This is a genomic window from Hymenobacter sp. 15J16-1T3B (assembly GCF_020711235.1).
In the GTDB taxonomy this organism is placed as follows: domain Bacteria; phylum Bacteroidota; class Bacteroidia; order Cytophagales; family Hymenobacteraceae; genus Solirubrum.
This window is the reverse complement of sequence record NZ_JAJFAV010000019.1, coordinates 13,463-39,728: the sequence shown is the minus strand read 5'-3', so window position 1 is coordinate 39,728 and position 26,266 is coordinate 13,463. Positions and strand designations below refer to the sequence as shown.

The window sequence follows — 26,266 nt, the reverse complement described above, 5'->3', positions numbered from 1 at the left end:
GCATACTTTTCTGACTCGGCCGCCCGAATATGGCCAATTCCCGGCAGTGAAGCCGTTCTTTGCAGGCATGAACGCGACATCCATTGCCCTGCTGGGCTGCGGCTGGCTGGGCCTGCCGCTGGGCCGGGCGCTGGCCGCAGCCGGCCACCCTGTAGCCGGCAGCACCACCAGCGCCGACAAACTACCCGCCCTCACCGCCGCCGGAATCCGGCCCCACCTGCTGCGCTTGGTTCCCGCCACCACGGCTGCCCATGTTGCCCCGCTGCTGGCCGGCGCCGCGGTGCTGGTGGTGAGCGTGCCGCCCTCCCGCGCCGCCGCCGACCGCGCGGCCTACGCCGCCGCGTTGCAGCCCGTGGCCGAGGCGCTGGCCGCGTCGGCGGTGCGGCGCGTCGTGTTCGTCAGCTCCACCGGCGTGTACGCGGACGAGCCGCGGACCATGACCGAAGCCGATGCTGTGGCGGCTGCAGAAGCCGACAGCCACCTGCTGCGGGCCGAGTGGGTGTTTCAGCAGCCGGGCCAGCCCTGGCAAACCACCGTGTTGCGCCTGGGCGGGCTAATGGGCCCCGGCCGCGCCCCAGGCCGCTTCCTGGCCGGCCGCGCCGAAGTGCCCCAGCCCGCGGCGCCCGTCAATATGCTGTACCTGGACGACGCCGTGGGCATTGTCCGGGCCGTTATCGAGCAGGAGGTCTGGGGCCGGACGCTGAATGTGTGCGGGGCCCAGCACCCCTCGCGCGAGCAGTTTTACCGGGCGGCCACGGCCCAGCTCGGCCTGCCGGTCCCGCAGTTCGTGGCCGATGGCCGCGGCGGCAAGCTGATTGCGACCGAGCAGCTGCGGGCCGCGGTACGCTACGATTTCCGCTTCGACGACCCGCTTGGGGCCCTGCCCTACTGCTAAACGCGACCGGGGCGCCGTACCTTTGCCTTCGTGAAAGACCTGCTCTCTGCCGACGTGGCCGTGCTAGGCGGCGGGGCCGCCGGCTTCTTCGGGGCCATTGCCTGCGCCGAAGCCAATCCCAAGTTGAGCGTGGTGCTGCTCGAAAAAACCACCAAGCTGCTGAGCAAGGTGCGCATTTCGGGCGGCGGCCGCTGCAACGTGACGCACCACTGCTACGAGCCCGCCGAGCTGGCCCGGCACTACCCGCGCGGCGGCAAACAGCTCAAGGAGCCCTTTCGCCAGTTCGGTGCCCACGACACGGTGCGCTGGTTTGAGGCCCGCGGCGTGAAGCTCAAGACCGAGCCCGACGGCCGCATGTTTCCCGTCACCGACTCGAGCGAAACCATTGCCCAGGCCCTGGAAGACGCGGCCCGGCGCGCCGGCGTGCGCGTGCTCCTGAGCACCGCCGCCGACCACATCGAGCCCCGCCCCGAGGGTGGGTTCCACCTGATGCTGAGCGGTGCCCAGGCTCCGGCCCGGCAGCTGCAGGTGCGCAGGCTGCTGGTGGCCACCGGCGGCAACCCCAAATCGGCCGGCTACGACTGGCTGCGGCAGCTGGGCCACTCGGTGTGCGAGCCGGTGCCTTCGCTGTTCACCTTCAACGTGCCCAACTCCCCGCTCAAGGACCTGATGGGCGTGAGCGTGCCCCACGCCCGGGTGGTGCTGGCCGGCGAAAAGCTGGAGTACGAAGGCCCGCTGCTGGTCACGCACTGGGGCGTGAGCGGTCCGGCCGTGCTCAAGCTCTCGGCCTGGGGGGCCCGCCGCCTCAGCGAGCTGCAGTACACCGGCACGGCGCTGGTGAGTTGGGTGCCCACGCACAAGGAGGAATCCATGCGGCAGTGGCTGCACGAGTACCGCGCCGCCAACGGCAAGAAAACCGTGCTGGCCAATCCGCTTTTCGGCTTGCCGCAGCGCCTGTGGCGCACCCTGGTGGAGCAGGCCGGAATTGGCATTGAAACGCGCTGGAGCGAGCTAGCCGGCAAGCTGCAAAACCGCCTCGTGGAGCTGCTGCTGCGCACGCCGCTGGCGGTGCGCGGCAAAACCACCTTCAAGGAGGAATTCGTAACCTGCGGCGGCATCCCGCTCGGCGAAGTCGATATGAAAACCATGGAAAGCCGCCGCGTGCCCGGCCTGCACTTCGCCGGCGAGGTGCTCGATATCGACGGCATCACCGGCGGCTTCAATTTCCAAGCGGCCTGGACGACGGGATTTTTGGCCGGGCGGGCCATGGCCGGGCGGTAAGCTCCCTATCGGATTCGCACGCCTGCTTGCTGGCCCAATTGCCGCACCCGGCCGACCAACGGCTCACTGCAAAAGATGACGTCGTCGGCGTGGTTTACGAACAAAGCCCAGCGGTATTTGCGGTCGGTGAAGCCGTATTCTTCCAGGCGGCCCCGGCGCTGCCTCAGGTGTTCGAGCAGCTGCCAGGCCGTTGCCGCATCGGTTTGGTACCACCACGTTTTTTCGTTCTGCACGCTTTCCTGCGCAAAGAAAAAAACCGGCTTCGCCCGCTGCCACATTGCCCGCAGCTTCGGTAGCGTCGTTTCGTTGCCGTCCAAGTCGCTCAGCACTGCAGTGGCTAATTCCGGGCGCAACTGCTTCCATAGCAACGGCCTGCGTTTGGCGGCTAGTACGGGTTCACGAAACGCCCGCTCCATTCTCAGTTGGATACCAAACCAGTCGCCAGCCCCGACCGGCCAAAACTGCTCCGCGCTTGGGTGCAATTCCTGCCGAACTCGTTCGATTTCCTGACGAATATCAGTTCGCATACGCGGTTACCATCCTGTAACGGCCGCAACCTTCTCGCGGCCTCCGCAGTAAAGTATGCTATTCCATCCCGAACCTTTCCACACAACCTTCCAAACATCATGGCCAGCGAAAACACTGCCCTCAAGACTGTTCTGAACGAACTCGTAGAAACCCTGAAAGACGGCGAGCGGGGCTATTCCGAAGCCCTGACCGACGTGAAAGATCAGGACCTGAAAGAGGTATTCAAGAAATACGCCCTGCAGCGCGACGGCTACCTCACGGAGCTGGAAAACGCCATGCACAACCTGAACCTGCACCCCGAGCAGTCGAAGGAAGACAAAACGGACTCGGTAGTCGGCAGCGCCCACCGCGTGTGGATCAACCTGAAAGGGCTGGTAACCGGCAACGACCGTCACGCCATCCTGGCCGAGTGCGAGCGGGGCGAAGACTACGCCAAGAAAGCCTACGAAAAAGCCTCGCAGGCCCAGGGCATCCCCTCCGATATCAAAGCCCTCATCGACAAGCAGGCCCAGGGCATCAAAGAAGCCCACGACACCATCCGCGGCCTGCGCGACTCGTCGAAGTAACAACCCGACTTCCAACCCATTTTTCCGACTTGCCCGGATTTCGTAGGCGGATACGTTCCGCCGGCCCCGCAAGTCACTAAGAAAGGCCACCTCGTTGAGGTGGCCTTTCCTGCTTTTTGGCAGCTGCTATTCGGTGGCCGCCTGCTTCCCTCGGTCCAGTGCCGGGCTTGGCGACAGGAAAAGGCATAAAAAAAGTGCCACAGCTATAAGCCGTAGCACCTTTTTATTGGGACGATTATCGTCCAAGAACTCTCGCTAGCGCAGCTGACTATTCGTCGAAGCCGCCGCCTTCGTTCCGGTCGCGGCGGGGCTTGTAGCCGCCTTCGTTGTCGCGACGGCCGCCGTAGCTGCCCCCGCCGCGGTTGCCGCCGTAGCCGCCTTCGCGGTTACCGCCCCCGTAGCTGTTGCCGCCGCGGTAGCCGCCTTCGCGGTTGCCGCCGTAGCCGCCCGAACGCTGCCCGCCGCCGTAGCCGCCTTCGCGACGCTGGTAACCACCTTCGCGGTTGCCACCACCGTAACCGCCTTCGCGGCGCTGGTAGCCGCCCTCACGCGGGCCACCGAAGCCGCCGGTGCGGCGCGGACGACGCTCTTCGCCGCCTTCACCACCCTCGGCGCCGGCTTCGCGTTGCGTCGCCAGGCTGAACGATACCGGGCGGCCATACAGCGAGGTGCGACCCAGCTGCTCCACGATTTCCGTCACGTTCTCGTTGGGCACTTCCACGAAGCTGAACTTGTCGTACAGCTCGATGTCGCCGACGCGGCCCGGGGCGATGCTCGAGGACGACACGATCAGGTCGACCAGGTCGCGCGGGTGCAGGCGGTCTTTCTTGCCCATGGTCACGAACAGGCGGGTGTACCCCTCGCGCGGCGTGCCTTTCGCACGGTCCGACTCCAGGGCTTTTTCGGCCTGCTTCGATTCCTTCATCACCATCTTGAGCAGGGCGGCGGCAATGTCCAAGGACGTAACCTCTTCCTCCTGGTCGATCAGGCGCTGCACGCGGCCGATGTACTTGTCCAGGTTGCCCTTCTCGATGATTTCCTTGATCTGGCCGAGCAGCACGGTGGTTTTCACCTCCGACACGTCCTCGAAGGACGGTATGCGCTCCTGCTTGATCTGCGCCTTGGTGAAGCGCATGATGTCGCGCAGCTTGTAGATGTCGCGGCCCGACACGAAGGTGAAGGCCTTGCCCGACTTACCGGCGCGGCCGGTGCGGCCGATGCGGTGCACGTAGTATTCCTCGTCGGCGGGCAGGTCGTAGTTCACCACCGCTTCCACGCTGTCCACGTCGATGCCGCGGGCGGCTACGTCGGTGGCCACCAGCACCTCCAGGGTGCCTTTGCGGAACTTGTCAAGCGTGTTCTGACGTGCCTGCTGGCTCATGTCGCCGTGCAGGCCGTCGGCGAAGTAGCCCTTGGCTTGCAGGTCGGCCACGATGTCGTCGACCATGCGCTTGGTGTTGGCAAACACGATAACCGACTTGAGGCTGTACATGTCGATTACGCGCGACAGCACATCCTTTTTCTGCGGGCCGCGCACCTCGTAGTACATCTGCTCGATGTTCGAGACGGTCATCTCCTGATGATTGACCTTCACGATCTGCGGATCCTTCTGGTACTTCTTGGTCAGCTCCATGATGGGCTTGCTCATGGTAGCCGAGAAGAACACCGTCTGGCGCTCCTCCGGCATCTGCGACAGCACCGTCTCGATGTCGTCGCGGAAGCCCATGTCGAGCATTTCGTCGGCCTCGTCGAGGATGATCATCTTGCAGTTGTCCAGCTTGAGCGTACCGCGCTCCAGGTGGTCCATCACGCGGCCGGGGGTACCAATGACCACCTGCACGCCGCGCTCCAGGGCCTTAAACTGCCGGTCGTACGACGAGCCGCCGTAAATCGGCACGGTGGCCAGACCGCGCTTGTACTTGCCGAGCTTCTGGATTTCGCCGGATACCTGCACCGCCAGTTCGCGGGTCGGGCAGAGCACGAGCACCTGCACCTCGCGGGAGTCGGCGTCGACTTTCTCAATGGCGGGAATGCTGAAGGCGGCCGTTTTGCCGGTGCCCGTCTGGGCCTGGCCGATAACGTCTTTGCCTTCGAGCAGAACGGGAATGGCGGCCGTCTGGATGGGCGAGGCTTCCTCGTAGCCCATGTCCGTGATGGCACGCTGCACCTCTTGCGAGAGCTGCAGCTCTTCAAATTTTACTTTCTCCATGTGTCTTGTAGGGAGTGATTGAAACGGCAATCGGAAACCAGCGCGTTCCTTTCCCTACGCAACACGACAGGACAACGGACGACGACAGCAGACGAACTCTTTTTTACTTGAGGCAAGCGGCAAAACAACAGTAGCCGCCACGGCCGGGACGCGGACCGATTTGCAATTGCGGGTGCAAAGATACGGAAAATATAGCCGAAAAGCGAGGTAACATTGTAACCTGTCCGCGCCGGCCTCCGGTGCCGGGCCTCGTTTCCTCGCGGATCAGACGCCCAACCGCCGCGGCTCTACGGGCCGCATCGTTGCTCCTGCCGGACGCATTGCAGCCTACAATAGTTCATTCTGGCGCAGCCGTCAACCGAAAGCGGCCCGCCTCAGCTGAGGCGGGCCGCTTTCGGTTGACGGTATTTCCGTTGCAGGCAGCGCGAACTAGGCGCGGCGTACTTGCACGGCATTCAGGCCTTTGCGACCTTGCTCTACCTCGAATTGTACTTTGTCTTTCTCGCGAATTTCGTCGACGAGACCGGTTACGTGCACGAAGATGTCTTCGCCGGTTGCGTCGTTTTTGATGAAACCGAAGCCTTTGGTTTCGTTGAAGAATTTTACCGTTCCAGTCTGCATGGTAAGGAGGTGATGAGGAGAATGTATTTAAGCCAAACCTTGCCAAAACCCGGCGCCGACACGGTAAGTCGGCGCCACGTGCCGGAAGCATTTCATCTTAAACGCTGGTAAATATAGAGGTATTTGTTTGCCACGCAAATACCAAAAAGGGCCTTTGCGCCCTGCTAACGCCGTTTGCTAATTTTATTGGGACGCCCTATATTGCCTCCTTGGTATTTTGTCACTCTTCCCCCACCATGACGTTCGATGACCTGTACGCGCAGCTGCGCGCCCTCGGCAGCGAAGCCACCCGCACCTTTTACCTGCGCCACGGCTTCGGTGATAACACCTTCGGGGTGAGCTTTGCCCAGCTCGGCGCGCTGAAAAAGCAGCTGGTCGGGCGCGGCAAAGACAAAGCAGTGGCGCACCAGCTGGCCCGGCAGCTCTGGCAATCCGGCAACTACGAGGCCCGCACCCTGGCCACCATGCTTGCCGATGCGCAGCAGTTCACCCCGGCCGACGCCGACGCCTGGGCCGCCGACGTGCGCAACCACGGCCTAGCCGATGCGCTGGCCGGCCTCGTGGCGGGCACCGACTTTGCCTGGGCCACGGCAGCGGCCTGGACCGCAACGGCCGGCGAGTACCCGCAGCGCCTGGGCTACGCGCTGCTCAGCCGGCTGGCCCTGCAAGACAACGCTGCTTCCGATGCCGCCTTCCTGCCCTACGTGGCGCGCATCGAGCAGGAGCTTCAGCGGGCGCCGAACCGGGCCAAGGAAGGCATGAACGGCGCCCTCATTGCCATCGGCGGCCGCAGCGAAGCCCTGCGCCAGCGCGTGGAGGAAGCCGCCGACCGCATCGGCCCCGTCGTCATCGACCACGGCGCCACGGCCTGCCAGACACCCGCCATCCGGCCCTATTTGGCCAAGATGTGGGCCCGCAAGGCGGTGAAGGCGTAAAGGTGTTGCCCAAACCCCACAAAAAAGGCGCCGGAAACACGTTCCGGCGCCTTTCGGCATTAGCAAATACGATCTAGCGCCGCCGGCTGCGGCGGTCGTCCTGGTCGTCATCGTAGTGGTAGCGGCCGTCGCGGTCGTCGCGGGCCCGGTCGCGGCCGGGGTAGTCGTCGTTGCGGTAGCGGTTGTCCTCGCGGTAGCGGCCGCCCTGGCTGCTGCCGTCGTAACCGTCGTGGCCGTACTGGTCGCCGATTTGGCGGACTTGCTCGCCGGGCTGGCCGTAGCCCGAGGGCCGGTCGTAGGCGCGGCCGCGTTCGTCGTAGGGGTCCTGCGGCCGGCGGCCGCGGTTGTCGGGGCGGTCGACGTCGTGGCCGCGGCGCCAGCGCGCGTCTTCGTCGGAGTAGTAGCCGCGGCCGCCGCGGTAGTCGCCCTCGTAATGGCCGGGGCCGAGGCCGCTCTGAAAGGCGCTGGGGTTCTGCCGCTCGCGCGAGGTGCTGAAGGAGTTGTCGGTATCGTACTGGTCGTTGTATTCCTGGCGGCGGCCGTAGCTGAAGGAACCCTGGTCGCGGCCGTAGTCGCCGCGCGGCTGGGAGCGGTCGTAGTCGTCGTGCCGGTCGCCGCGCTGCGAGGCGTCGTGGTCGTAGCGGCTGCCTTGGCGGTCATCCGAACGGCGCTGGTCGTGGTCACGGCGGCGGTCCTCGTCGTGGCGGCCGCGGGGCTGGCGTTGGCGCTGCTCGTCGTGGCGGTACCGCTCGTTGCTGGGATGAAACTCGAAGTTCTGTTCGTAGGGCATGGTTGTGGGTGCAATGGTTGGCGCTAAGGTGTACTGCTGAGCCGCAGCGAAGGTTTTTGCGTAGCTCTTTCTTCCTTTGCCCTCAGCTATGACCATGCCCACGCCTGATATTCCCGCCTTCCGCTTTTCGCGCCCCGTCACGGTGGTGGCCAGCCACATCGATGAGTTGAACCACGTCAACAACGTGCAGTACGTGCAGTGGATTCAGGACATTGCCGGTGCGCACTGGCTCACGGCCTACCCCGAGGGGGAGCGGGAGCAGTACGTGTGGGTGGTGCAGGAGCACCACGTGCGCTACCGCAAATCGGCCTTGCTCGGCGACGAGCTGCGGCTGACTACGTGGATTGGTGAGTTCAAGGGCGCTACCTCGCAGCGCTTCACCCGCATCGAACGGCTTGCGGACGGCGCCCTGCTCTGCGAAGCCGAAACCAAGTGGGTGCTGCTCGATCCGCAGACGCAGCGCCCCAAGCGCGTGGAGGCCAGCGTGGTGGAGCGGCTGTGGGGCCCAGTGGGCGCGTGAGTAGCTGATGTTAGAACGTCATCCTGAGCCTAAGCGAAGGACCTTCCTCCTACCTGCACCACCGCTACATTCAACGAGCATGCATTAAGCCGTGGGCACGATAAAAGCGCAGCCACCAACGTGGCGGGCGTTGGTGGCTGCGCTTACTAGTTGGTGCTAGAACCGGGGAAGGTCCTTCGCTTAGGATGACGAACGATTTCCCTTCGCGTTTTTCAAACCTCTTCTAAATAAAAAAGCCGTGCTGGAGGCTCCAACGCGGCTTTTTAGTCTCAGCACCAAGCTTATTCGGCCACGGCGTAGAGGTCGAAGTGCTTCCACTTCAGCATGTCCTCTTTCTGGCGGATGGGCACCACTTCGGCGTCGCTGGCGAAGTCGGCGAAGTAGTAGAGCGAGTAGCCCAGGTTGCGCAGCAGCTCGAACTGCTCGAAGCGGGCGGCGCTGTCGTTTTTGCCGAAGCACTCGGTGATGACGGCAGGCTTGTACTGGCGCAGCAGGCCCGAAATCGACTTGATGATTTCCTTGTCGTAGCCTTCGGTATCGATTTTGACCAGCTTGAGGCGCGGCAGGCGCTCGGCGTAGTTCTGCTCCAGAAACTGCTGCAGGTTCACGCCCTTGATCTTGACGTTGAGCGAGTATTTGCCGTGGCGGTTGCTGGGCTCGGTGCTGATGCCGCCGTTGTTGAAGGAGGCCTCCGAGGAGTTGTAGTAAAACTCGCCGTCCTGCTCGCTGATGGCGAAGTTGTAGGCGTCGATGTTGGTCTTGTCCGGGTTGAGCTTGGTATTCTCTTCCAGCACCTCGAACACGTAGGGGTTCGGGTCGAAGCCCAGGGTGAGGCCGGTTTTGCCGGTCACCAGGGCCAGCGGAATGGTCATGTTGCCGATGTTGGCGCCGATGTCAATGGCCACGTCGCCTTCGTGCAGGAACTGCTGGTAGAACTCCACGTTTTCGGCCGCAATGCTCTTGGGCGTCACCAGCGGGTTTTCCCAGTTGGCAAACTTCACCGTGCCGTACTTGCCCACCGTGAACGAGTCGACGCGGGTGGGGTATTTCTTGGTGACGCGGCGGGCGATTTTGCGCTTGATGGAGTTGATGATGGCCTGAAACATCGGGCAGGGCAATGAAGGTGTAAGAATACGGGGCCGCAAAGTAACGGCGCTTTCGGCAGTTCAGCTTCGGCGGCGGAAGCGCTGACACAGCGTCAGCAACACCTGATACCATACCAAGGTGCTGACGTACAGCAACCCGCAGCACAATTCGTGGTTAAACGGCTCCCGCTCAGGGTCGGCAAAAGTGTAGTCAAGGCCTTTGCTGATCAATGCCAGGGACGTAAGTAACAGGACCGGCACTGCCAGTACGGGCAGCAGCAATCGGTTGGCCCAACCGCGCAGTCCCGACGCCGCACCGAGCAGCATCGCGCCGGCCAGCAGGCCCGCCAGCGCCAGGTTTTTATCGGCCTCCGCCATGCCCCCTTTGGCGAAGGGAGAGCCCAGCGCAAAGGCCATCAGCAGCACCAAAGCGGCAACCAAGCCGAACAGCCACCACGATTTAAGCAAACTTGTCACCACCGGAATCAGAATAGAGGTCAGCCCCTGGGACGCCCAAGGTCCAGGGATAATCCGATACCGAAGATAGGCCCATTACTCCGACCTTTACCAAGTCGATTCCCGCTTACCCCGCCCCGCATGCCTTCTACCTTTCGCATCTATTCCGCCTCCGCCGGCTCCGGCAAAACTTATCAGCTGACCAAGGAATACCTGCGCCTGGCGTTGGGCGCCGACGAACCGGGCTACTACAAGAGCATTCTGGCCATTACCTTCACCAACGCCGCCGCGGCCGAAATGAAGGAGCGCATCATCGGCGCCCTGCGCGGCTTCGTGCACCCGGGCTCCGACGCTAAGGCCGACGCGCTGCTGCGCGAGCTAGCCGCCGAAATGGCCGAAGACGGGCTGCTGCCGCCCGAGGCGCCCGAGCTGCAGGAGCGGGAGCTGCGCCGCCGCGCCGAGCAGACCTTCCGCCTGGTGCTCTACCACTACGCCGACTTTGCCGTCAGCACCATCGACTCCTTCGTGCAGCGGGTGGTGCAGGCTTTCACGCGGGAGCTGGGCTTGCCCGCGGCCTTCGAGGTGGAGCTGGACGACGAATCGGTGCTGCACGCGGCGGTGGCGCTGCTGCTCGACAAGGTGAACCGCGGGCAGGAGCACGAGCTGCTCACCCGCACCCTGCAGGACTACGCCCTGAGCAAGGCCGAGGAGGGCCGCAGCTGGAACATGCTGCCCGAGGAAATCATGCGCTTCGGCAAGTTTCTGCTCAACGAATCGGTGCACGAGGCGGTGGCCCAGCTGCAGCAGATGGAGCTGAAGCAGTTCCGCAAGCTGCACAAGACGCTAAAGGAGCGCCGCGAGCAGATGCGCAGCGACATCCAGGCCGTGGGCGACCGGGCGGTGGCTTTGCTGGAGCGCCACGGCTTGCAGCCGGATCAGCTGGCCGGCGGCAGCCGGGGCGTGCATTCCCACTTCACCAAGCCCCTGCGCTGGCTGGAAGACCCGGCCGGCACGCCCACCAGCACCGCCCGCAAGGCGGCCGAATCGGGCAAGTGGGGCAGCGGCGACGCGATGAAAGGCCCGCTGAAGCCGGCCCTGGAAGCCGTGGCCCCAGAGCTGACCGAGGCCTTCAACGAGCTGGAGCTGCTGCGCGACCGGTACCTGAGCCAGTACCTGCTGATCGACGCGCTGCTGCCGCAGCTGTTTCACGTCTCGCTGCTGAGCGAGCTGAGCAAGGCCGTGCAGCAGGTGAGCATGGAGCGCAACGTGGTGCTCATCGGCGAGTTTAACCGCCGCCTCGCCGGCATTGTGCTGCGCGAGCCGGTGCCGTTTCTCTACGAGCGGCTGGGCGAGCGGTACCAGCACCTGCTCATCGACGAGTTTCAGGACACCTCGGAGCTGCAGTGGAACAACCTGCTGCCGCTGGTGGAAAACGCCGTGGCCGGCGGCAACCTGAGCCTAGCCGTGGGCGACGCGAAGCAGGCCATTTACCGCTGGCGCGGCGGGGAGATGGAGCAGATTCTGCGCCTCTACCAAGGCACGCCTCGCCCGCTGGTGGAACGCGCCCAGGACCTGGAAATGCGCGCCATTCTGGCCCAACGCTACATCGGCCTGGCCGGGGCGCTGGAGCCCATGTCCTTGCAAACCAACTACCGCTCGGGCCCGCAGATCATTCAGTTCAACAACGACTTCTTCGCCCACGTCGCGCAGGGCCACCCGCACTCGGAGCTGGTCGGCTCGATTTACGACGAGCACTTCGGGCAGCAGGCCCCGGCCACCGCGCTGGCCGGTCCGCCCAGCCACGTGGAAATCCTGCTGACCCAACACGACGCGCCGGCCCGGCTCTATCGCCCCGCCGAAGGCCGGTACTCGGAGCTGCCCTTGCCCGGCCACCACGACACCGACGTGCTAGACTACGATGAAAGCACGCTCTACCTCACGCTGGCGCTGGTGGAGCAGGCCCTGGCCGACGGCTTCCGGCTGGAAGACGTGGCCGTGCTCTGCCGCCGCCGCGACCAGTCGCGACGGGTGGCTAAGTTTCTGAAGGAGCGCGGTTACGACATCATTTCGGCCGATTCGCTGTCCCTGGAATTTGCCGAAGTGGTCAACCTGCTGGTGGCCATTCTGCGGGTGCTGCACCAGCCCGCCGACTCGCTGGCGCGGGTGGAAGCCTTGCTATTGGTGGATAAGGTGGTGCGCGGGGTGCCGCCCACGCCCACGCGGGCCCGCCGCATTGGGGAAATTGCCAAGGAGGAGCGCAGCCGGCCGTTTTTCGACGAGCTGCGCCGGCTGGGCTTCGACGTGCAGGAAACGCAGACCGGCAACCAGGACCTCTACGAGCTGTGCGAAACGCTCATGGGCTTGTTCGGGCTCTTGCACCGGCGCGAGGAAAGCGAGTACCTGTTCCGCTTCCTCGACCTGACGCTGGAATACTCCCTGCGTTTTGGCAACAACCTTGGCAACTTCCTCGCCTACTGGGACCAGCGCAAGGCCAACCTGAGCATCAACGCCCCCGCGGGCCGGGGCGGGGCCGTCACCATCACCACCGTGCACAAGGCCAAGGGCCTGGCCTACGGCGTGGTCATCGTGCCCTGGGCCGACTGGAGCCTGGAGCCCACCGCGGCCTTCGGCGGGGCCTACCTCTGGGGCCGCCTCGACGAGGACGAGAAGCCCGTGGCCGACATGCCGCCGGTGGCCGTGGTGAAGCAGCGCAAGGAGCTGACGCAGACCGCGCTGGCCGGGCAGTACGCCGAGGAGCGCGAAAAAACCTTTGTGGAGGCGCTGAATTTGCTCTACGTGGCCTTTACCCGCCCGCGCCAGCGCCTCTACATCCTTACCCGCCGCCCCGACGCGGCCAAGGCCGCCAAGGACGACCCCTCCGCGCCCGCGCAGAACGTGGCCCAGCTGCTCTACCGCTACCTGGTGGACTTGGGCCAGTGGAACGAGGAGCAGCTCACCTACGTGCTCAGCCAGGGCGCCCCGGCTCCTCTAAGCACCCAGCACCAGGCACCAGGCACCGACAACATCTTCTCCCTCACCAACCTCGAAACGGCCGCCTGGGAGCAGCGCCTGCGGCTGCGGCGGCACGCCAGCACGGTGTTCGACTTCTCGGAGCAGCAGCAGCAGCGCGAGTGGAACCGCAAGCTGCACTTCGCCTTGCGCCGCGTCATCACTGCCCAAGACGTAACCCGCGTGGCCGGCCAGCTGACGGCCGAGGGCCTGGTCAGCCGCCGCGAGCAGCCCGAGCTGCTGCAGCGCCTGCGCCAGGTGGTCGATAATGCCCGGCTGGCCCCCTACTTCCGCCCCGACGTCATTGCCGAGACGGAGCGGGAAATTCTGGTGGGCGGCGCCCCGCGCGAGGACTACAAGCCCGACCGCGTGGTGTTCGAGCCGCAGCAGGGCCCGGCGCCCGGCCGCGTCACGCTCATCGACTTCCGCGTGCCCCCGCCCGAAGACCGGCACCAGACCATGCTGCGCCAGTACGGGCAGCTGTTCAAGCGTCTGGGCTACACCGATGTGCGCGGCCTGGTGTACTACTTCGAGACGGAGGAAGTGGTGGAGTTTGAGTGCTGATCAATCGCCGCATTCATCGAGCTGCACCTTTTCCGTATGCCATGTCTCTTCTGGTTGGTCTCGCCAAGCCCACCAACCCGGTCGTAGTTGATGTAGGTCGTTCAGCGTTGGGTCGCGCTTTACCAGCTCTTCCAGGCATACCAGCTTCATGTTGTCCGCCGTAGGCCTGTCTTCGCCCCAGAAAAGCCAATCCCCTTCGTCGTCGTGCTCAACGGTCAAAATGGGCTGGCCATCCAGCACTGCCTGCGTCACGAACACACCCAAGTCGCGCTCCTCGTAGAACTTGAAGTCGGTATTGCGGTCGAGCAAAGGCTGCTTTAGTCTCCAATTGGGATTGAAGCCTTCGTCCCAGGGAAAACGATGCTGCTTGTCGGGCCAAACAAGCTGCAACGTTTCAAAGGCTTCATTTGAGCCGTAAAACCAGCGGGCATAACTTAAGTAATCCGGGTAATACTCGTTGTTGACGGGCACAAACTGCACGTCATAACCTTCCAGAAAGTCGTCGTAGGATTGACCTGGTTTTAGAGCCCGTCCGGTTTTGATCAACTCATGGGCCATGTCCACCACGCTGAACAAGACCTCTCGCGGCAAGTCAAAACAGATGATTTCGGGGTGGCCGTACGTTTTGGTGAGCCCGACGGAATAGACGAAAGACGGCAAGTAGTCATCCCCAAGGATGAGAATAATGTGGCATCCGTATTTCTCGATATCTGATACCAGTTGCTGCTCGGCAGCTGCTTCGTCGTGCTGGCATTCTACGTCGGCCATTCGGTAACCACTAAGAGGACAGAGCGGTAAAGGTAGCTGGGGCTGCGGATTAGGCTCCGCCCTTCTTTTCGCCGCGCTCTGGAAGACCACGGCTTCACTCTGCACGTCAAAGGCCGCCCGCACCAAGTGCAGGCCCACCCGGACACGCCCCTGGAAGCTGGCTCCGATAGCAACTGAGAACTGAACCCGATCAACTTCTTCTACGTCCGTGGCGGCTAGCTTTTAGGCGGCTGCGCTTCGGCGGTGTGCTGAAAGCGCAGCCCGCCGGCCACGGTATCGGCGTAGAGCACCAGTTGGGGGCCCGGGCCCGCACTCAGGCCGAAACGGACTTCGGTGGGGCGCTGGGGCAGGCGAAACCGGGGCACGGCGCCCAGGCGCAGGCGGCGCAGCGCCGTCGGCCGCTCCCGCGGGATGAGGACCAAGGTTTCGTCGTCGGGGCTGAAAAAGTAGTGCGTGCGCGTTTGCTGCAGGTACTGGTAGCTCAGGCCGCGGCCGTTCTGGTAGCCGGTGGCCGTGGCGCCGAGGTGCAGGCGGGTGAGCACGCGGCCGTCGACGAGGTCGAGCACCAAGGCGTTGGCCCGCGGCAAGGGCAGCGGCTGGCCCTGCTCGTCGAGGGCCGGGGCGTAGGCCACCAGGGCGGCGCGGGCGTTGAGCAGGCGCGTGCCGGCCACCTGCAGGCCGGGCAGGCCCAGGTCGACGGGCGGGCGGGCGGCGCTGAGCACAGCGTAGCGGGTGAGCAGGGTGCGGCCGTCGGGGGTGAGCACGTTGGCGGCGGGCTGGTCTTCGGCCCGGTGGTTCAGGCCCAGGTAGCGCACCTGCCCGGTGCCGGCGTCGAGCAGCAGCAGCGCCGAAGCGGCCCAGTCGGTGTCGTAGGCCTGAAACCAGAGCGTGAAGGCCAGGGCGTGCAGGCGGGGCAAATACCCCGCAAACACCGGCGCCGTGGGCAGGCTTTCGGTCACCAGCTCCTCCCCTAGCGCGGCCACAAAATCGGCCTTGCGCAGCTCGGTGCGAAATTGCTCCCGGCCGTCGGCGCGGCGCAGGCCCAGGGTATACACTGCGTCGAATCCCGCCCCGCTGGTTTGCAGCTGGGCCAATTCCGGGGCGGCCAGCTGCCCGGCCAAAGAGTCGCGCAGCACCAGCGGGCGGCGCGAGTCCACCCGGGCGCCGGTTTCGACGCGGCAGAGCTGCCCGTCGAGCTGCACGGTGCGCGCCACCGGGCCGGCGGGCAAGGCGGCAAACGGCAGGGCGGTATCGGCGGCGGCCACGGGGCCCGGGGTGGTGGCGGTTTGCTCGTCGGCCACGGCCGCGGGGTGCTTGCTTGGGCCGCAGCCTGCGCCCAGAACGGCCAGCGCCAGGCCTGCCAACCAGATATTCTTCACCATAGCGTAGCGCCTAACCGGAAAATCGGGCCGCAAGTTGCATCCGCGGCGCGGAACATCGGCTCAGGGCACCGCCACCGGCTGCCGGTAGCGCACGGCGCCGCTGCCGGTATCGACGAAGAACACGGGGGGCAAGCCGCCCGTGGTGTACACGGTAAAGCGGACCTCCGCGGGGCGCTGCGGCGGCGCAAAACGCGGCAGCTTCGCCAGTGGCAGCGTGCGGTACTGCAGCGGTTGCGCGCGCGGAAAGAGGCGGAGCGTGCGGTTGTCCGCGTCGTATAGGTAGTAGGTCTGCGTCTGGGCCAGGTACTCGTCGCGGAGCATGTAGCCGACTTCCGCTTCCAGCCCGTCGAGGCGAAACGCGCCCAGCTCCCGGCCGTCGAGGTTGAGCAAATGGGCGTTGGGGCCGCGCAGCGGGCGTCGGTTGCCCTGCCGGTCGTAGGCGCCCACGTAGGCCACCAGCAGGGTATGGGCGTTCAGCCACCGGGTGCCGGCCACCTGCTGGCCCGGCCGCAGCAGCGAAATGCGGCGGCCGTCGGCGCGCAGCAGGTCGGTACCGGTGAGCAGGGCGCGGCCGTCCGGGGTCAGCGCGTTGGCCCCGTCGGCGTCGTCCCACCGCTCGTAGGGCACCACGAGCTGCACCCGGCCGGTGCCCGCGTCGAGCAATAGCAGGGCCGAGGCCACGTCATCAGTGCCCTCCATGAAAAAGCTCACCTCGAAGGCCAAGGCCCGAAAGCCCGGCAAGTACGCCAGCAAGGTGGGGGCGTTGCTGGCGTAGCCGGCCACGGCCGTTGCCCCGATGGCCTCGGCAAAATCCGGCTTGCGCAGCGTGGTCACAAACCGCGCCCGGCCGGCCGCGTCGAGCAGGCGGATGGTGTACTCGGCGTCGTAGCCGTAGCCCCAGGCCCGGCTCAGCGAATCGGCCAGGCCGGATTCCGGGGCCGGCTCGCCCGGGGGCAGCGGCCGGGTCAGGTCGATTCGCCGGGCGGTTTCCACGCGAAACGGCTGCCCCTGCAGGCGCACCACCGGCAGCCCGGCGGCCGAGTCCAGCCGAGTGAGTACGGTCGGGAACGGGGCCACGGTATCGGCCCGCAGTGGCTGCGGCGCCGCGGCAGCCGCTGCGACAGGCGAGTCAGGAGCGGCAGAAGCTGCGGCTGATTCGGCGGCGGGCTTGCGCCCCTTGCAGGCCAGCAGCGCGGCGCACAGGCCCAGCGGATACAAACGGGTACGCATGGCTCAGCCCCGGCCGCGCCCTGCGTTGGGTGCGAAACCGGGGCTGCAACTTGCAAAATCGAGCCGGAATGCGGGCTTATACCTGCGCCACGCTGTTGGGGCCGCTGGTGAAGGCGTTTTTGGCGGCGCGCACCACCTCGGGCACGGCCAGCGCCAGCGAGGCTACCGATAGCACGTTGGCCGTCTGGCAGTAGAAGCACAGCGCCTTGTTTTCCTGCCACTCCTCCCGGGCCAGGGTTAGGTTGGTGAGCACGTCGCCGAGGAGCTTGGCGCCCATGGCCAGCGGCACCCAGGGCTTCATCAGGGCGCGGTCCTTGCCGCCGGCCGAGGCCAGGGCGGTGGTCAGGCCGTAGGTGATGAGCATGGCGGCCGCGTCGGGCGTGTCGAGGCGCTTGTAGCCGTAGTCGGAGGCGTCGACTTTGTCGGAATCAAACGGGCCCACGGGCGGGTCGGGCAGGTGCTTGATGATGCCGGTCTGGTAGAGCGTCACGATCTGGCCCATGGCCGCGCCGAGCAGGGAAAGGCCAATAATCCAGCGGCGGCGCTTGAGGTCGGGGGTTTGGGCGGTGCGCAGCTCGCGGCTGAGTTGGGTAGGGTTCATAGGCGTAGCGTCGGAAAGGATGGTCTGCTTCCGTACGCGCCCCGGGCCGCGGGGTTCGGCGCGGGAGCCGGCCGATTTTGCCGCCGCGCCGTAGTTTTAGCGCATGTCCTTCGTTTTGCCCGAAACCGCCCGCCTGGCCCTGCGCCCCATCACCGCCACCGACTTCGACCTGTACCTGCGCTTTCAGTCCGATCCGCAGATCATGGCCCACATCGGCGCGCCGCGCCCGGCCGAAGTGGTGCAGCAGTACCTCGCCAACATGCCCGCCGACTACGCCCGCTGGCCCGGCCTGGGCCGCTGGTTTACCGTCGACAAAGCCAGCGGGCAGGTTGTGGGCATCCATTTGCTCAAGCCCCTGGACACCTCCGAGCACATCGAGCTGGGCTACCGCCTGCTGCCCGAGGCCTGGGGCCGGGGCTACGCCACCGAAATGGGCCGGGCGCTGATCGAGTACGGCTTCGGGCAGCACGGCCTGCGGCAGATTGTGGGCATCACCGCGCCCTCGAACGTGGCCTCGCAGCACGTGCTGGAAAAGTGCGGCCTGCGCTTCCGGGGCCAGGCCCACTACTACGGCGCCGAGCAGCGCTTTTACACCATCGACAACCCGGCCGCCGCGCCGCAGCCCTGAACCATGCCCGCCGAACAACACCTGCTACTCGTCGTGGCCAGCACTCTGCGCCTGCCCGGGCTGGGTACGCTCGTGGGCGCCGGCCGCTACGAGGCGGCGCTGCACCGTTTTCCGCTGCACAGCAGCCTGGAAGTGGAACTGCGCCTGCCCGGGGGCCCGCTCGTGGTGCCCGCCACCGTGGAGGAGCTGCAGCGCCCCGCCGACGCCCCCGATGCCGACGCCACCACCGACTACGTGCTGCTGCTCGACTCGGACCGCGTGGGCGAGCTGCCCGCCGGCACGGAGGTGTGGCTGCCGGCCGTGTGGGCCGAGATTTACGGGCTCTAGCGCAGGAGGTCGGCCGCGGCCCGGAGGTTCCGCGGCGTGGGCCCTACTCGGGGGCGGCGTAGTCTTCCACCACCACATCGAATTGCTGCTCGTGCCGGAGGTTGGGGTTGCGCTTTTCCCAGAGCCCGTATGTGATGCTCATGCGCCGGTCGCGCGGCAGCTCGGTGGCGACGCCGTAGAAGTAGAACGCCAGCAGCATCAGGTCCCCGGGCTGGGTCAGCGGCACGCGGTCCTTGACCAGCTGGTAGACCTGGGCATTCTTCGTCTGCACGTCTTTGCCGTAGATGACCAAGCCCACTTTTTTGCCGTCTGGCTGCTTGGTAATGTCCACTACCCGCGCCGGACCGCCGCCAAAGCCGTAGGCAATTTTGGTGCTTAGAATAGGCGGAAACGCCTTTTTGTACGTGGGCGTGACGCTGAAAACGGCTACGACCACGTTGCTGTCGGCCGTGCAGGCGGCCCGCACCAGCTGCACCCGGTAAGCCGAAGCGGCGGGTTGCTGCGCCCGCGCTGGCAGAGCCGCCCAGCAAAGCCACAACCATACTGCAAACCACCCGGCGCTACGATTGATCAGCATAACAAGCGAGAGTATTCCGCGCCCGTATTCCCGAGGCGGGTCGATGTATATAAGCCACGCAAAATAACGTCAAAGCTGCTTTAGCCCTGCCTTCGCTCTGCAGCCGGCCGCAAATGCGCACAACTAGAGGCAAAAGGTGCTCAGCCGGGCTGAAGGCGTTCCTTCACCCGTGCTAGGCCGGCGCGGCAACGCCCGGCAGCCCGAGTGCCAGGGCGTCAGGATTATTCGATGCGCCAGCGCAGCCCCGTCAGTGCATGCAGCCTATGTACATACGCGTCTTCACCCGAAAGGCGGTGGGCGCGGCGCGGCGCACCACGGCCAGCAGGCTGTCGGCGCGCTCGGGCTCCTGGTAGATGCCCGTGACCAGGGCCATGCTTTTGGCGTGGGCCGGGGCGTATAGGTTGGTGTATTCCACGCTCAGGGTCGCATCGGGCAGGCGGCGCGGAAAATAGTCGCCGGCGTACAGCTCGTCCGCGTCGTCGTCGGGCAGCCGGATCAGGTCTTTCTGCGGGTCGTAGAAGCGGCCCATCGTGTCGATGCGCTGGCCGGTGGCGGCCTGCAGGCGCAGCAGCTGCCGGCGCAGCGGCCGGTACTGCCGGCTGGTATCGGCAATGACCACGTACATGGTTTCGTACTGGTCGGCGGTGTCCGCGGCGGCCGTTTCCGTGGTGGGCGCTTCCGCGGCAACGCTTACCGCGGCCGGCAGCTCGGTCGGAGCGGCCTGGGGCGCGTGCGCCGCCGGCACCGCGGCGGTCCGGGTGGTATCGGGGTCCGAGTGGCAGGCGGCGAGCAGGCTGGCGGCCGCCAGCAGCGGCGTTACACGACGTTTCATGAGCGGACGGGGCAGAAGCGCCAAGATAGGCAGCGGCAGCGGGAAAGCCCGCTCTCAGGACTCCCAGCATTGCTGCGCCGCCACGATAATCCAGTGGCCGCCGCGCTTCTCCACGACCAGCAGCTCGCCCTGTCCGCACTTGCCGCCGCAGTAGAAATTGTAGGCCAGCAGGCATTTGGTTTGAGCCGCGTTGAACACCAGCCGCGACACGCTGACCATGCCGATGGAGCAGCCTTGCAGGTACCAGTCGTAGTTGGCACCGCTGCGGGGCGCGGGTGCGGGCTGCACGCGGGCCGTGGGCAGGAGCAGCTCCGAGGCGCGCAGCTGCGGCGGGCCGGTGCGCAGGCTGTCCAGCGCCGCCCGGGTGGCCCCGCCGGCCACGGCCTGCAGCATCGCCCGCAGGGTGCCCCCGAACGGGGTCAGCCCGCCTTCGCCCTCGAAGTAGGCCCATTCGGGCAGCACGGGTCGAAAATCGGCCAGCAGGCAGACGGTGCCCTGGCGCTCCGGGTGGCGCCGCAGCAGCAGGCGCAAGCGGTTGATTTCGCGCTGCAGCCCGGTGGTGTCGGCCCCGTGGAAGTGCGCCTTGCTACGGGCCTGCTGGATGCGCGGCTCGTCGGGGCCGAGGTACCGGTCGTTCCAGCGCTGCTCGACGAGCTGGGTCAGTACGTCGTTGTACACCCGCAACTGCTCGGCCCGGGCCACCGCCGGGGCAGCCCGCCGGGCGGCTTGTTCGGCCGGCAACCCGCCCGCGGCCAGCAGCGCCGCGGGCAACAAGAACGGGAGGATAGCGGTTGGGCGCATAACATAAATAAGAGGGCTGGCGCGCAGATTAGCGTGCTGGGCGCAGCCGCCGGGCCGGGCGGAGGCGGCAACGAGCGGCTGGCAATATTGCCCTTACGGCAGCTGCCGCAGCCAGGCGGCGGCCTCCAGCGCGTCGTTGAAGACGCGGTAGTGCAGCGCACCTTCCCGGGCGCCCTGCATCAAGGTGCTCATGGCCAGGCGGGCAAACACGTCGTTGGGCAGGAGCACGGCGGCAATCATCTCGCGCTGCAGGGCGTGGCTGACCTGCAGCCACTGGTCCTTAATCCAGGTGCGCTCCTCGTCGGTGAAGGGGGCCAGCAGGCGCTGGTTGGCCAGCATCTTGTTCCAGCCCCGGCGTTTGAGCAGGTGCTCCAAGTGGTTGAGAAACGCCTGGAAGTCGCCCAGCACGCGCGGTCCGGCGTTGTAATCCACCACGACGTAGCCGTTGGGATGCTCGTAAAGACGTCCGATGGGGTTTTCGTAGTACAGCGGCAGGCCGGCAAGAACAAGCATAAGCGGAAGAAATCAGGGCGGCAACCGGGGCGGCAAAACTAGAACGGACCCGGCTAAGTTCCTATTGCAGCCCCCACCGCCCCGCGCCGCCGCGGCTCTGCCCCGCGGCTACTGCCGCACCCACAGCTCGTTTTGCAGCCGAAAGGCCACCAGGCCCAGCCCCCGGGCCACGAAGAGCTCCGTTACGCGCTGGTTGTCGCAGCGGCTGACGCACTGGCTGCTGAGCACCGCGTCGAAGGTGCGGCCGCCGAGCTGCTGCGTGGCGGCGTACGCGGTGTTGGTGGAGGCGGCGCGGTACTGCGAGGCGTCGAAGCTGCCGCTGAAGCTGGCCTGCACCGCGGGGCTCACCTGCGCGGCGTAGAGGCGCAGCCCAAGCGTGTCGGGCAGGGCGGGGCCGGCCCAGCGGGCTTGCACGTACTCGCGCTTGCCCAAGGGGCACTCGTCGCCCTGGTCGAATTCTTCAATGGCCTCGTCGTAGCGGACCAAGGCCACGGTTTGGCGCTGGCCGCGGCTGGATTCGAACACGGCCGTGGCCGCCGGCGCGGCGGGCAGCCAGTCGCGGGCACGGCTGTCCAGCTTGACCAAGTCTTTCTCGTAGCCCGGGCAGCCGCAGCCAATCAGGCAACCGCAGCCGCTCAGGCCCAGGGTCAGCAGGCCCGCCGTCGATACAGTCGTCAGAATGCGCATTAGGTAAATGATAACGTGGTAGTTCGGGCTTAAGGTAGCCGAAAAAGCGGCCGCCGCCCCCGCAGAGCGTATCTTTACCTAGCCATGACTGCCTCCGCCCCCGCTCCTGCCCTGCCCACCCCAGCCTTCGACCCGGCCGCACTGCAACCTTTTCTGCGCCAAGCGGCCAAGGATTTGCTCGGCCGTTACGCGGGCACCGAGCTGTCGGACCTGGTGGTGGTGGTGCCCACGCGCCGGGCGGTGGTGTACCTGAAAAACGAACTGGCCCTGGCCGCGCCGGTGGGCGAGGCGCTGTGGAGCCCGCGCGTCACGTCGATGGAGGACTACATGGTGGACCTCGCGGGCGTGCAGGTGGAGGAACCCATTGCCCTGCAGCTGCTGCTCTACGACATCTTGCGCGAGCTGGACCCCAACCTGGACTTCGACCTCTTCACCGGCTGGTCGCGCCTCTTGCTCGACGACTTCTCGAACCTGGACCAGAACCTGGCCGACCCGGCCAGCCTGTTTGAGTACCTCTCCGAAGCCAAGGCGCTGGAACGCTGGGACCTGACCGACTCGCCCGCGCCGGCCTCGGCCACGGCCGCCTGGTTTAAGTTTTGGGACGACCTGGAGAAGGTGTACCGCCGCCTGCGCCGCCGCCTCAAAGCCGACAACCTCGCCTACCCCGGCCTGGCCTACCGCTTGGCCGTCGACGTGATGCAGCGCCGGCTCAAAAACGAGGAGCCGGTACCCCAGCACGTGTTTCTGGGCCTGGGCATTTTGTCGCGCGCCGAGCAGTATTTGCTGCGCCAGCTGCAGAAGGCGGGCAAGGCCGAAATCCGCTTCGACACCGACCGGTTTTACACCGAAGGCCCCAACCGCGCCGGCCTGCCCTTCGCCGACCTGCGCAAGCACCTCGACCTGGGCGCCGAGGCCCTGGGCTTTGCCGATGGCGGGGCCGAAGACTTGCTGCGCACCGTGCCCCGGCAGATTCGGATGATCGGGGTGGCCAACAACTCCATGCAGGGCAAGGTGGCCGGGCAGCTGGTGGCCGAGGGCCTGCAGCTCGACCCGCGCGGCTCGGTGGCGGTGGTCTTGCCCGACGAGACGCTGCTGCTGCCCGTGCTCCACGGCCTGCCGCCCGAGCAGGTGCCGCAGTTCAACGTGACCATGGGTTTGAGCTTCCGCAGCACCCCGCTGTTCAACCTCATCGACCTGCTCTTCGAGGTGCACCTGACCGGCATTCGGGAGGGCGAAACCGGCCCCGACTACGGCGTGCGGCGCTACCACCACCTGACGGTAACCAAGCTGCTGGCCCACCCCTTCCTGCGCCGCTACGAACAGTGGCTCGACCAGCAGCCCGACGAGCGGTTTCACCACGTGCTCGACCACCTCTGCCGGCAGATCGTGCAGCGCAACGCCGTGCTGCTCACCGAAGAGGAGCTGCGCGAGCTGGGCCGGCACCACCCGCTGGTGGAGGCGCTGTTTCGGCCCTGGCGCAACTGCGACGACGTGGTGCGGGCCTGCTACGAGGTCATCGAGCTGCTGCGCGACGTATACCGGCAGGAGCACACGGCCATCGAAGCCGAGTACCTCTACCTCTTCTACACCCTGGTGCGCCAGCTCGATTCGGCCTTCGACTGCCGCCAGCAACGGCCCTCGGTGCGCTCCTTCCGCCGCTTCCTCTACGAGCAGATGACGCGCACCCGCCTGCCCTTCGCCGGGGAGCCCATTGCGCAGGTGCAAGTGATGGGTTTGCTCGAAACTCGCGCCCTGGATTTCGACCACGTCGTGATTCTGAGCTGCAACGAGCAGATTCTGCCCGCGCCCAAGCGCAACACCTCGCTCTTCCCTTACGACGTGCTCACCAAGTACGGCCTGCCCACCTACGCCGAGCACGAAGCCGCCACCGCCCACCAGTTCTGGCGTCTGCTGCAGCGCGCCCGCCGCGTCGATTTGGTGTACATCCTGCCGGGGGCCGAGGGCGTGCAGGCCGGCGAACGGAGCCGCTTTCTGCTGCAGATTGAAAATGACCTAAAAGACCAGAACCCCGGCCTGCAGGTGCTCGACCTCACCGCATCGGCCACGGTGCTGCCTTCGGGTGAGCTGGTCGGCGGCGAAGTGGCCCGGGGCTCGGCCACGGCGCCGAACCAGCAAAGCCTGTTCGAGCAGCCCGCCGCCCCCAAGCCGACCACCGGCCAGAAATACGAGGGCGACCTAGTGCTGGAAAAGGACTACGAGATGCAAGGCGCCATCCGCGGCCTGCTGGAGCGCGGGCTGTCGGCTTCGGCGCTCAATCAGTTTCTGACCTGCTCGCTGCAGTTCTACTTCTCGCGCATTGCCAAGTTCAAGGAGCAGGACGGCGTGGAGGAGGACCTGGGTGCCGACGTGTTCGGCACGGCCGTGCACTACGTGCTGGAGCAGCTCATGACGCCCTTCGTCATCGACCAGCGCCCCATCACTACCGACGACGTGGCCGCCTGGCGCCCGCAGATAGCCGGCCTGCTGGAACGCGGACTGGCCCTCGACGACGGGGCCGAAACCGAAAACCCGCGCCAGCAGCTGCCCGACGAAGGCCTCAACCACGTGCTGCGCGGCGTGGGCGTGCGCCTGGTGGAGCGCTACCTCGACACGCTCGCCCAGCAGCTCGCCGCCGAGGGCCCCTTGCGCGTGGTGGGCTTGGAAGAAGGCCTGACCGGCGACGTGACCGTGGAAACCAGCGCCGGCGACCGGGTCACGGTGCACCTCATCGGCTTTGCCGACCGCGTGGACGAGCTGCCCGACGGCCGCCGCCGCATCATCGACTACAAAACCGGGGCGGTGCACGGCGGCGGGCTCAACCTACTGGGCAGCGGCTACAAGAAATATTCGCCCGCCGAGGCCCTGGAGCGCCTCGTGAGCGAAGCCGGCGGCGGAGCCGACAAAGTCCGGCAGCTCTGGCTCTACCGCCTGATGCTGGCCCAGCGCGGCTACGTGGCCGCCGAAGCCGCCATCGTGCCCCTGCGCAGCCCCGACCCCAAGTTGCTGGCCGCCGACCTGAGCTTCCTCACCGCCGAGGGCCAGCTCTTCGAAGAAGCCAGCCAACAGGCCCTCACCCGCCTGGTGGAGCGCATGCTCGACCCGCAGGAGCCCATCCGCAAAACCGACGACCTGAACGTGTGCCAGTACTGCCCCTACAAGGGCATTTGCGCACGGTAACCCAAGCGGCGGCGCCCCCTCGACGGCGCCGCGTCCAAAGCGGCAGAAGCTTATTAGGCCATCATGCTGGGTCCTGCGAAGCACCTCCGCTCAACAATTCCGTGAGGAAGCAGCAGTGGGGCAGCTTCGCGGGGCGGGCGACAGACCGGGCCGGGCGCGCTGGGCGTGTGCTGCCCGCGCAGATCGGGCCAGCCGCCACTACCACTGCTCACGCAACTGCTGCCACTCCTCCCAGAAGCGGGCGTAGCCAGCCGCGTCGAGCGGGTCGGTGGGCGTGGATTTAGGCTTGCTGCGGTGATAAAACCGCTCTACCTCGTCGGCAAAGGCCAGCACCTGCGCCCGGTACTCCCCGCTGGGCACGGCCGCAGTGGTGCCGGCTGCGGTGGTCAGCCGCACCGCGTCGCCCTCGTGCTGTACCGTCCAGTCAATGCCGCTGGGGCAGCCTAACACGAGGGTGTCGGGCCCATTTTCGGGAAAGTACCACATCGTAAAGCCGCAGCACGGCAACAGCTGACCCGCGCCTACGGGCTCGTCGGGACTGTGGTTGCGGGTGAGCGTGCGCAGCAGAAACAAGGCGGCGGCGCTGACAGTCCATTCCGGGTGGCTGGCGTCGGACACGGTTTCGGCACCGATGCCCACCTGCACGGAGCCGTGTGCACAAAGGTCCTCGGTTTCGTCCAGCGTATCGAGCCAGCGGATGCCCAGCAGGCGCAGGGTGAAGTTGTGGATCATGGCGTTATCTTGAACCGACCGGGCCACAAAGAACGCCCGCGGCGCGGTACTAGGCATTTGCCGCGTAGCTTTGCCTCCCGTTTTTTATTCCCTCTCTTCTTCCCCATGGACGAATTCATGCAAGCCGCCATCGACGAAGCCCGCCTGGGCCGCTCGCAGGGCGGTATCCCGATTGGCTCGGTTTTGATGCGCGACAACCAGATTGTGGCCCGCGGCCACAACAAGCGCGTGCAGGAGCTCAACCCCATTTTGCACGGCGAAATGGACTGCCTCAACAACGCGGGCCGCCAGCGCACCTACCGCGACACGGTGCTCTACACCACGCTGATGCCCTGCTACATGTGCGCCGGTACCATCGTGCAGTTCAAGATTCCGAAGGTGGTGGTGGGCGAAGCCCGCACCTTCGGCGAATCGAAGGCGTTCCTGGAAAGCCACGGCGTGGAGGTGGAAATCCTCGATCTGCAGGAGTGCGTCGACATGATGCAGGAGTTTATCGAGGCCGAGCCCACGCTCTGGAACGAGGATATCATGGAGCTGTAAGGCTTTAGGCCA

At 66.0% G+C, this 26,266-nt stretch carries 26 protein-coding genes; 10 read left to right on the top strand and 16 right to left on the bottom strand.

What is annotated here, in order from left to right; translation table 11 throughout:
• Nucleotides 1-67: 67 nt before the first annotated feature.
• Both LJ737_RS23790 and LJ737_RS23785 read left to right on the top strand, forming a co-directional pair.
• Nucleotides 68-895, top strand: a complete 828-nt coding sequence (locus tag LJ737_RS23790) for an NAD(P)H-binding protein (protein ID WP_227769268.1) — start codon at nt 68-70, stop codon at nt 893-895.
• Nucleotides 896-925: 30 nt separating this feature from the next.
• Entirely contained in the window at nt 926-2,176 is a 1,251-nt protein-coding gene (locus LJ737_RS23785; RefSeq protein WP_317206669.1) for a BaiN/RdsA family NAD(P)/FAD-dependent oxidoreductase, read from the top strand.
• Nucleotides 2,177-2,181: 5 nt separating this feature from the next.
• Here LJ737_RS23785 and LJ737_RS23780 read toward each other — a convergent pair whose 3' ends face one another.
• Nucleotides 2,182-2,703, bottom strand: coding sequence for a DUF6756 family protein (locus LJ737_RS23780; protein ID WP_227769267.1), 522 nt, complete (start codon nt 2,701-2,703; stop codon nt 2,182-2,184).
• Between the two features lie 99 nt (nt 2,704-2,802).
• On the opposite strand from LJ737_RS23780, the gene LJ737_RS23775 reads away from it, so the two are divergent.
• A complete protein-coding gene (locus LJ737_RS23775; RefSeq protein WP_227769266.1) occupies nt 2,803-3,270 on the top strand; it encodes a PA2169 family four-helix-bundle protein in 468 nt (155 codons plus the stop codon).
• Between the two features lie 268 nt (nt 3,271-3,538).
• Here the strand turns inward: LJ737_RS23775 and LJ737_RS23770 are convergent, their stop codons facing one another.
• Nucleotides 3,539-5,479 carry a DEAD/DEAH box helicase gene (locus tag LJ737_RS23770; protein WP_227769265.1) on the bottom strand — a complete coding sequence of 647 codons (1,941 nt, stop codon included), beginning with the start codon at nt 5,477-5,479 and terminating at the stop codon, nt 3,539-3,541.
• Nucleotides 5,480-5,908: 429 nt separating this feature from the next.
• Entirely contained in the window at nt 5,909-6,100 is a 192-nt protein-coding gene (locus LJ737_RS23765; RefSeq protein WP_227769264.1) for a cold-shock protein, read from the bottom strand.
• A 236-nt stretch (nt 6,101-6,336) separates the two neighbouring features.
• Between LJ737_RS23765 and LJ737_RS23760 the strand changes: the two genes are divergently transcribed.
• Complete coding sequence (locus LJ737_RS23760) at nt 6,337-7,035, top strand: DNA alkylation repair protein (protein ID WP_227769263.1); 699 nt, start codon at nt 6,337-6,339, stop codon at nt 7,033-7,035.
• 73 nt (nt 7,036-7,108) lie between these two features.
• On the opposite strand, the gene LJ737_RS23755 is transcribed toward LJ737_RS23760, so the two are convergent.
• Nucleotides 7,109-7,825 (bottom strand): hypothetical protein, encoded by a 717-nt coding sequence (locus LJ737_RS23755; RefSeq protein WP_227769262.1) that lies wholly within the window; start codon nt 7,823-7,825, stop codon nt 7,109-7,111.
• Nucleotides 7,826-7,913: 88 nt separating this feature from the next.
• On the opposite strand from LJ737_RS23755, the gene LJ737_RS23750 reads away from it, so the two are divergent.
• Nucleotides 7,914-8,345 (top strand): acyl-CoA thioesterase, encoded by a 432-nt coding sequence (locus tag LJ737_RS23750; protein ID WP_227769261.1) that lies wholly within the window; start codon nt 7,914-7,916, stop codon nt 8,343-8,345.
• Nucleotides 8,346-8,626: 281 nt separating this feature from the next.
• On the opposite strand, the gene LJ737_RS23745 is transcribed toward LJ737_RS23750, so the two are convergent.
• Nucleotides 8,627-9,451 carry an FkbM family methyltransferase gene (locus LJ737_RS23745; protein WP_227769260.1) on the bottom strand — a complete coding sequence of 275 codons (825 nt, stop codon included), beginning with the start codon at nt 9,449-9,451 and terminating at the stop codon, nt 8,627-8,629.
• A gap of 60 nt (nt 9,452-9,511) precedes the next feature.
• Nucleotides 9,512-9,910 (bottom strand): hypothetical protein, encoded by a 399-nt coding sequence (locus LJ737_RS23740; RefSeq protein WP_227769259.1) that lies wholly within the window; start codon nt 9,908-9,910, stop codon nt 9,512-9,514.
• Nucleotides 9,911-10,027: 117 nt separating this feature from the next.
• On the opposite strand from LJ737_RS23740, the gene LJ737_RS23735 reads away from it, so the two are divergent.
• Nucleotides 10,028-13,459: a UvrD-helicase domain-containing protein gene (locus tag LJ737_RS23735; RefSeq protein ID WP_227769258.1), complete on the top strand. Its 3,432-nt coding sequence runs from the start codon at nt 10,028-10,030 to the stop codon at nt 13,457-13,459.
• On the opposite strand, the gene LJ737_RS23730 is transcribed toward LJ737_RS23735, so the two are convergent.
• The 4 genes from LJ737_RS23730 to LJ737_RS23715 form a co-directional block, all read right to left on the bottom strand.
• The gene (locus LJ737_RS23730) at nt 13,460-14,227 is read right to left on the bottom strand and encodes a DUF4262 domain-containing protein (protein ID WP_227769257.1); all 768 of its coding nucleotides are present in this window, start codon (nt 14,225-14,227) and stop codon (nt 13,460-13,462) included.
• 215 nt (nt 14,228-14,442) lie between these two features.
• The gene (locus LJ737_RS23725; RefSeq protein ID WP_227769256.1) at nt 14,443-15,609 is read right to left on the bottom strand and encodes a hypothetical protein; all 1,167 of its coding nucleotides are present in this window, start codon (nt 15,607-15,609) and stop codon (nt 14,443-14,445) included.
• 60 nt (nt 15,610-15,669) lie between these two features.
• Nucleotides 15,670-16,839 carry a hypothetical protein gene (locus tag LJ737_RS23720; protein WP_227769255.1) on the bottom strand — a complete coding sequence of 390 codons (1,170 nt, stop codon included), beginning with the start codon at nt 16,837-16,839 and terminating at the stop codon, nt 15,670-15,672.
• 76 nt (nt 16,840-16,915) lie between these two features.
• Nucleotides 16,916-17,440 (bottom strand): vitamin K epoxide reductase family protein, encoded by a 525-nt coding sequence (locus LJ737_RS23715; protein ID WP_227769254.1) that lies wholly within the window; start codon nt 17,438-17,440, stop codon nt 16,916-16,918.
• A 103-nt stretch (nt 17,441-17,543) separates the two neighbouring features.
• Here LJ737_RS23715 and LJ737_RS23710 point away from each other — a divergent pair, with 103 nt between their 5' ends.
• Together LJ737_RS23710 and LJ737_RS23705 are read left to right on the top strand one after the other, a co-directional pair.
• On the top strand, nt 17,544-18,068 hold the full coding sequence (locus tag LJ737_RS23710; protein WP_227769253.1) for a GNAT family N-acetyltransferase: 525 nt from the start codon (nt 17,544-17,546) through the stop codon (nt 18,066-18,068).
• Nucleotides 18,069-18,071: 3 nt separating this feature from the next.
• The gene (locus LJ737_RS23705) at nt 18,072-18,395 is read left to right on the top strand and encodes a hypothetical protein (protein ID WP_227769252.1); all 324 of its coding nucleotides are present in this window, start codon (nt 18,072-18,074) and stop codon (nt 18,393-18,395) included.
• A 43-nt stretch (nt 18,396-18,438) separates the two neighbouring features.
• Here the strand turns inward: LJ737_RS23705 and LJ737_RS23700 are convergent, their stop codons facing one another.
• The 5 genes from LJ737_RS23700 to LJ737_RS23680 form a co-directional block, all read right to left on the bottom strand.
• A complete protein-coding gene (locus LJ737_RS23700; RefSeq protein WP_227769251.1) occupies nt 18,439-18,972 on the bottom strand; it encodes a hypothetical protein in 534 nt (177 codons plus the stop codon).
• Between the two features lie 247 nt (nt 18,973-19,219).
• Complete coding sequence (locus LJ737_RS23695) at nt 19,220-19,804, bottom strand: hypothetical protein (protein ID WP_227769250.1); 585 nt, start codon at nt 19,802-19,804, stop codon at nt 19,220-19,222.
• A 54-nt stretch (nt 19,805-19,858) separates the two neighbouring features.
• Nucleotides 19,859-20,605, bottom strand: a complete 747-nt coding sequence (locus LJ737_RS23690) for a hypothetical protein (RefSeq protein WP_227769249.1) — start codon at nt 20,603-20,605, stop codon at nt 19,859-19,861.
• Nucleotides 20,606-20,698: 93 nt separating this feature from the next.
• The gene (locus LJ737_RS23685) at nt 20,699-21,118 is read right to left on the bottom strand and encodes a hypothetical protein (RefSeq protein WP_227769248.1); all 420 of its coding nucleotides are present in this window, start codon (nt 21,116-21,118) and stop codon (nt 20,699-20,701) included.
• Nucleotides 21,119-21,226: 108 nt separating this feature from the next.
• Nucleotides 21,227-21,805: a hypothetical protein gene (locus tag LJ737_RS23680; RefSeq protein ID WP_227769247.1), complete on the bottom strand. Its 579-nt coding sequence runs from the start codon at nt 21,803-21,805 to the stop codon at nt 21,227-21,229.
• Between the two features lie 84 nt (nt 21,806-21,889).
• On the opposite strand from LJ737_RS23680, the gene LJ737_RS23675 reads away from it, so the two are divergent.
• The gene (locus LJ737_RS23675; RefSeq protein WP_227769246.1) at nt 21,890-24,982 is read left to right on the top strand and encodes a PD-(D/E)XK nuclease family protein; all 3,093 of its coding nucleotides are present in this window, start codon (nt 21,890-21,892) and stop codon (nt 24,980-24,982) included.
• Nucleotides 24,983-25,180: 198 nt separating this feature from the next.
• Here the strand turns inward: LJ737_RS23675 and LJ737_RS23670 are convergent, their stop codons facing one another.
• Entirely contained in the window at nt 25,181-25,714 is a 534-nt protein-coding gene (locus LJ737_RS23670; protein ID WP_227769245.1) for a hypothetical protein, read from the bottom strand.
• 105 nt (nt 25,715-25,819) lie between these two features.
• Between LJ737_RS23670 and LJ737_RS23665 the strand changes: the two genes are divergently transcribed.
• Entirely contained in the window at nt 25,820-26,254 is a 435-nt protein-coding gene (locus LJ737_RS23665; protein WP_227769244.1) for a nucleoside deaminase, read from the top strand.
• The last annotated feature ends 12 nt before the right edge of the window (nt 26,255-26,266 follow it).

What these genes read in the sequence shown, in the direction of transcription:
- LJ737_RS23790 (WP_227769268.1), top strand. Translation starts at nt 68, where the DNA reads ATGAACGCGACATCCATTGCCCTGCTGGGCTGCGGCTGGCTGGGCCTG.
- LJ737_RS23780 (WP_227769267.1), bottom strand. Translation starts at nt 2,703, where the DNA reads ATGCGAACTGATATTCGTCAGGAAATCGAACGAGTTCGGCAGGAATTG.
- LJ737_RS23775 (WP_227769266.1), top strand. Translation starts at nt 2,803, where the DNA reads ATGGCCAGCGAAAACACTGCCCTCAAGACTGTTCTGAACGAACTCGTA.
- LJ737_RS23770 (WP_227769265.1), bottom strand. Translation starts at nt 5,479, where the DNA reads ATGGAGAAAGTAAAATTTGAAGAGCTGCAGCTCTCGCAAGAGGTGCAG.
- LJ737_RS23765 (WP_227769264.1), bottom strand. Translation starts at nt 6,100, where the DNA reads ATGCAGACTGGAACGGTAAAATTCTTCAACGAAACCAAAGGCTTCGGT.
- LJ737_RS23760 (WP_227769263.1), top strand. Translation starts at nt 6,337, where the DNA reads ATGACGTTCGATGACCTGTACGCGCAGCTGCGCGCCCTCGGCAGCGAA.
- LJ737_RS23755 (WP_227769262.1), bottom strand. Translation starts at nt 7,825, where the DNA reads ATGCCCTACGAACAGAACTTCGAGTTTCATCCCAGCAACGAGCGGTAC.
- LJ737_RS23750 (WP_227769261.1), top strand. Translation starts at nt 7,914, where the DNA reads ATGACCATGCCCACGCCTGATATTCCCGCCTTCCGCTTTTCGCGCCCC.
- LJ737_RS23745 (WP_227769260.1), bottom strand. Translation starts at nt 9,451, where the DNA reads ATGTTTCAGGCCATCATCAACTCCATCAAGCGCAAAATCGCCCGCCGC.
- LJ737_RS23735 (WP_227769258.1), top strand. Translation starts at nt 10,028, where the DNA reads ATGCCTTCTACCTTTCGCATCTATTCCGCCTCCGCCGGCTCCGGCAAA.
- LJ737_RS23730 (WP_227769257.1), bottom strand. Translation starts at nt 14,227, where the DNA reads ATGGCCGACGTAGAATGCCAGCACGACGAAGCAGCTGCCGAGCAGCAA.
- LJ737_RS23725 (WP_227769256.1), bottom strand. Translation starts at nt 15,609, where the DNA reads ATGGTGAAGAATATCTGGTTGGCAGGCCTGGCGCTGGCCGTTCTGGGC.
- LJ737_RS23720 (WP_227769255.1), bottom strand. Translation starts at nt 16,839, where the DNA reads ATGCGTACCCGTTTGTATCCGCTGGGCCTGTGCGCCGCGCTGCTGGCC.
- LJ737_RS23715 (WP_227769254.1), bottom strand. Translation starts at nt 17,440, where the DNA reads ATGAACCCTACCCAACTCAGCCGCGAGCTGCGCACCGCCCAAACCCCC.
- LJ737_RS23710 (WP_227769253.1), top strand. Translation starts at nt 17,544, where the DNA reads ATGTCCTTCGTTTTGCCCGAAACCGCCCGCCTGGCCCTGCGCCCCATC.
- LJ737_RS23705 (WP_227769252.1), top strand. Translation starts at nt 18,072, where the DNA reads ATGCCCGCCGAACAACACCTGCTACTCGTCGTGGCCAGCACTCTGCGC.
- LJ737_RS23700 (WP_227769251.1), bottom strand. Translation starts at nt 18,972, where the DNA reads ATGCTGATCAATCGTAGCGCCGGGTGGTTTGCAGTATGGTTGTGGCTT.
- LJ737_RS23695 (WP_227769250.1), bottom strand. Translation starts at nt 19,804, where the DNA reads ATGAAACGTCGTGTAACGCCGCTGCTGGCGGCCGCCAGCCTGCTCGCC.
- LJ737_RS23690 (WP_227769249.1), bottom strand. Translation starts at nt 20,605, where the DNA reads ATGCGCCCAACCGCTATCCTCCCGTTCTTGTTGCCCGCGGCGCTGCTG.
- LJ737_RS23685 (WP_227769248.1), bottom strand. Translation starts at nt 21,118, where the DNA reads ATGCTTGTTCTTGCCGGCCTGCCGCTGTACTACGAAAACCCCATCGGA.
- LJ737_RS23680 (WP_227769247.1), bottom strand. Translation starts at nt 21,805, where the DNA reads ATGCGCATTCTGACGACTGTATCGACGGCGGGCCTGCTGACCCTGGGC.
- LJ737_RS23675 (WP_227769246.1), top strand. Translation starts at nt 21,890, where the DNA reads ATGACTGCCTCCGCCCCCGCTCCTGCCCTGCCCACCCCAGCCTTCGAC.
- LJ737_RS23670 (WP_227769245.1), bottom strand. Translation starts at nt 25,714, where the DNA reads ATGATCCACAACTTCACCCTGCGCCTGCTGGGCATCCGCTGGCTCGAT.
- LJ737_RS23665 (WP_227769244.1), top strand. Translation starts at nt 25,820, where the DNA reads ATGGACGAATTCATGCAAGCCGCCATCGACGAAGCCCGCCTGGGCCGC.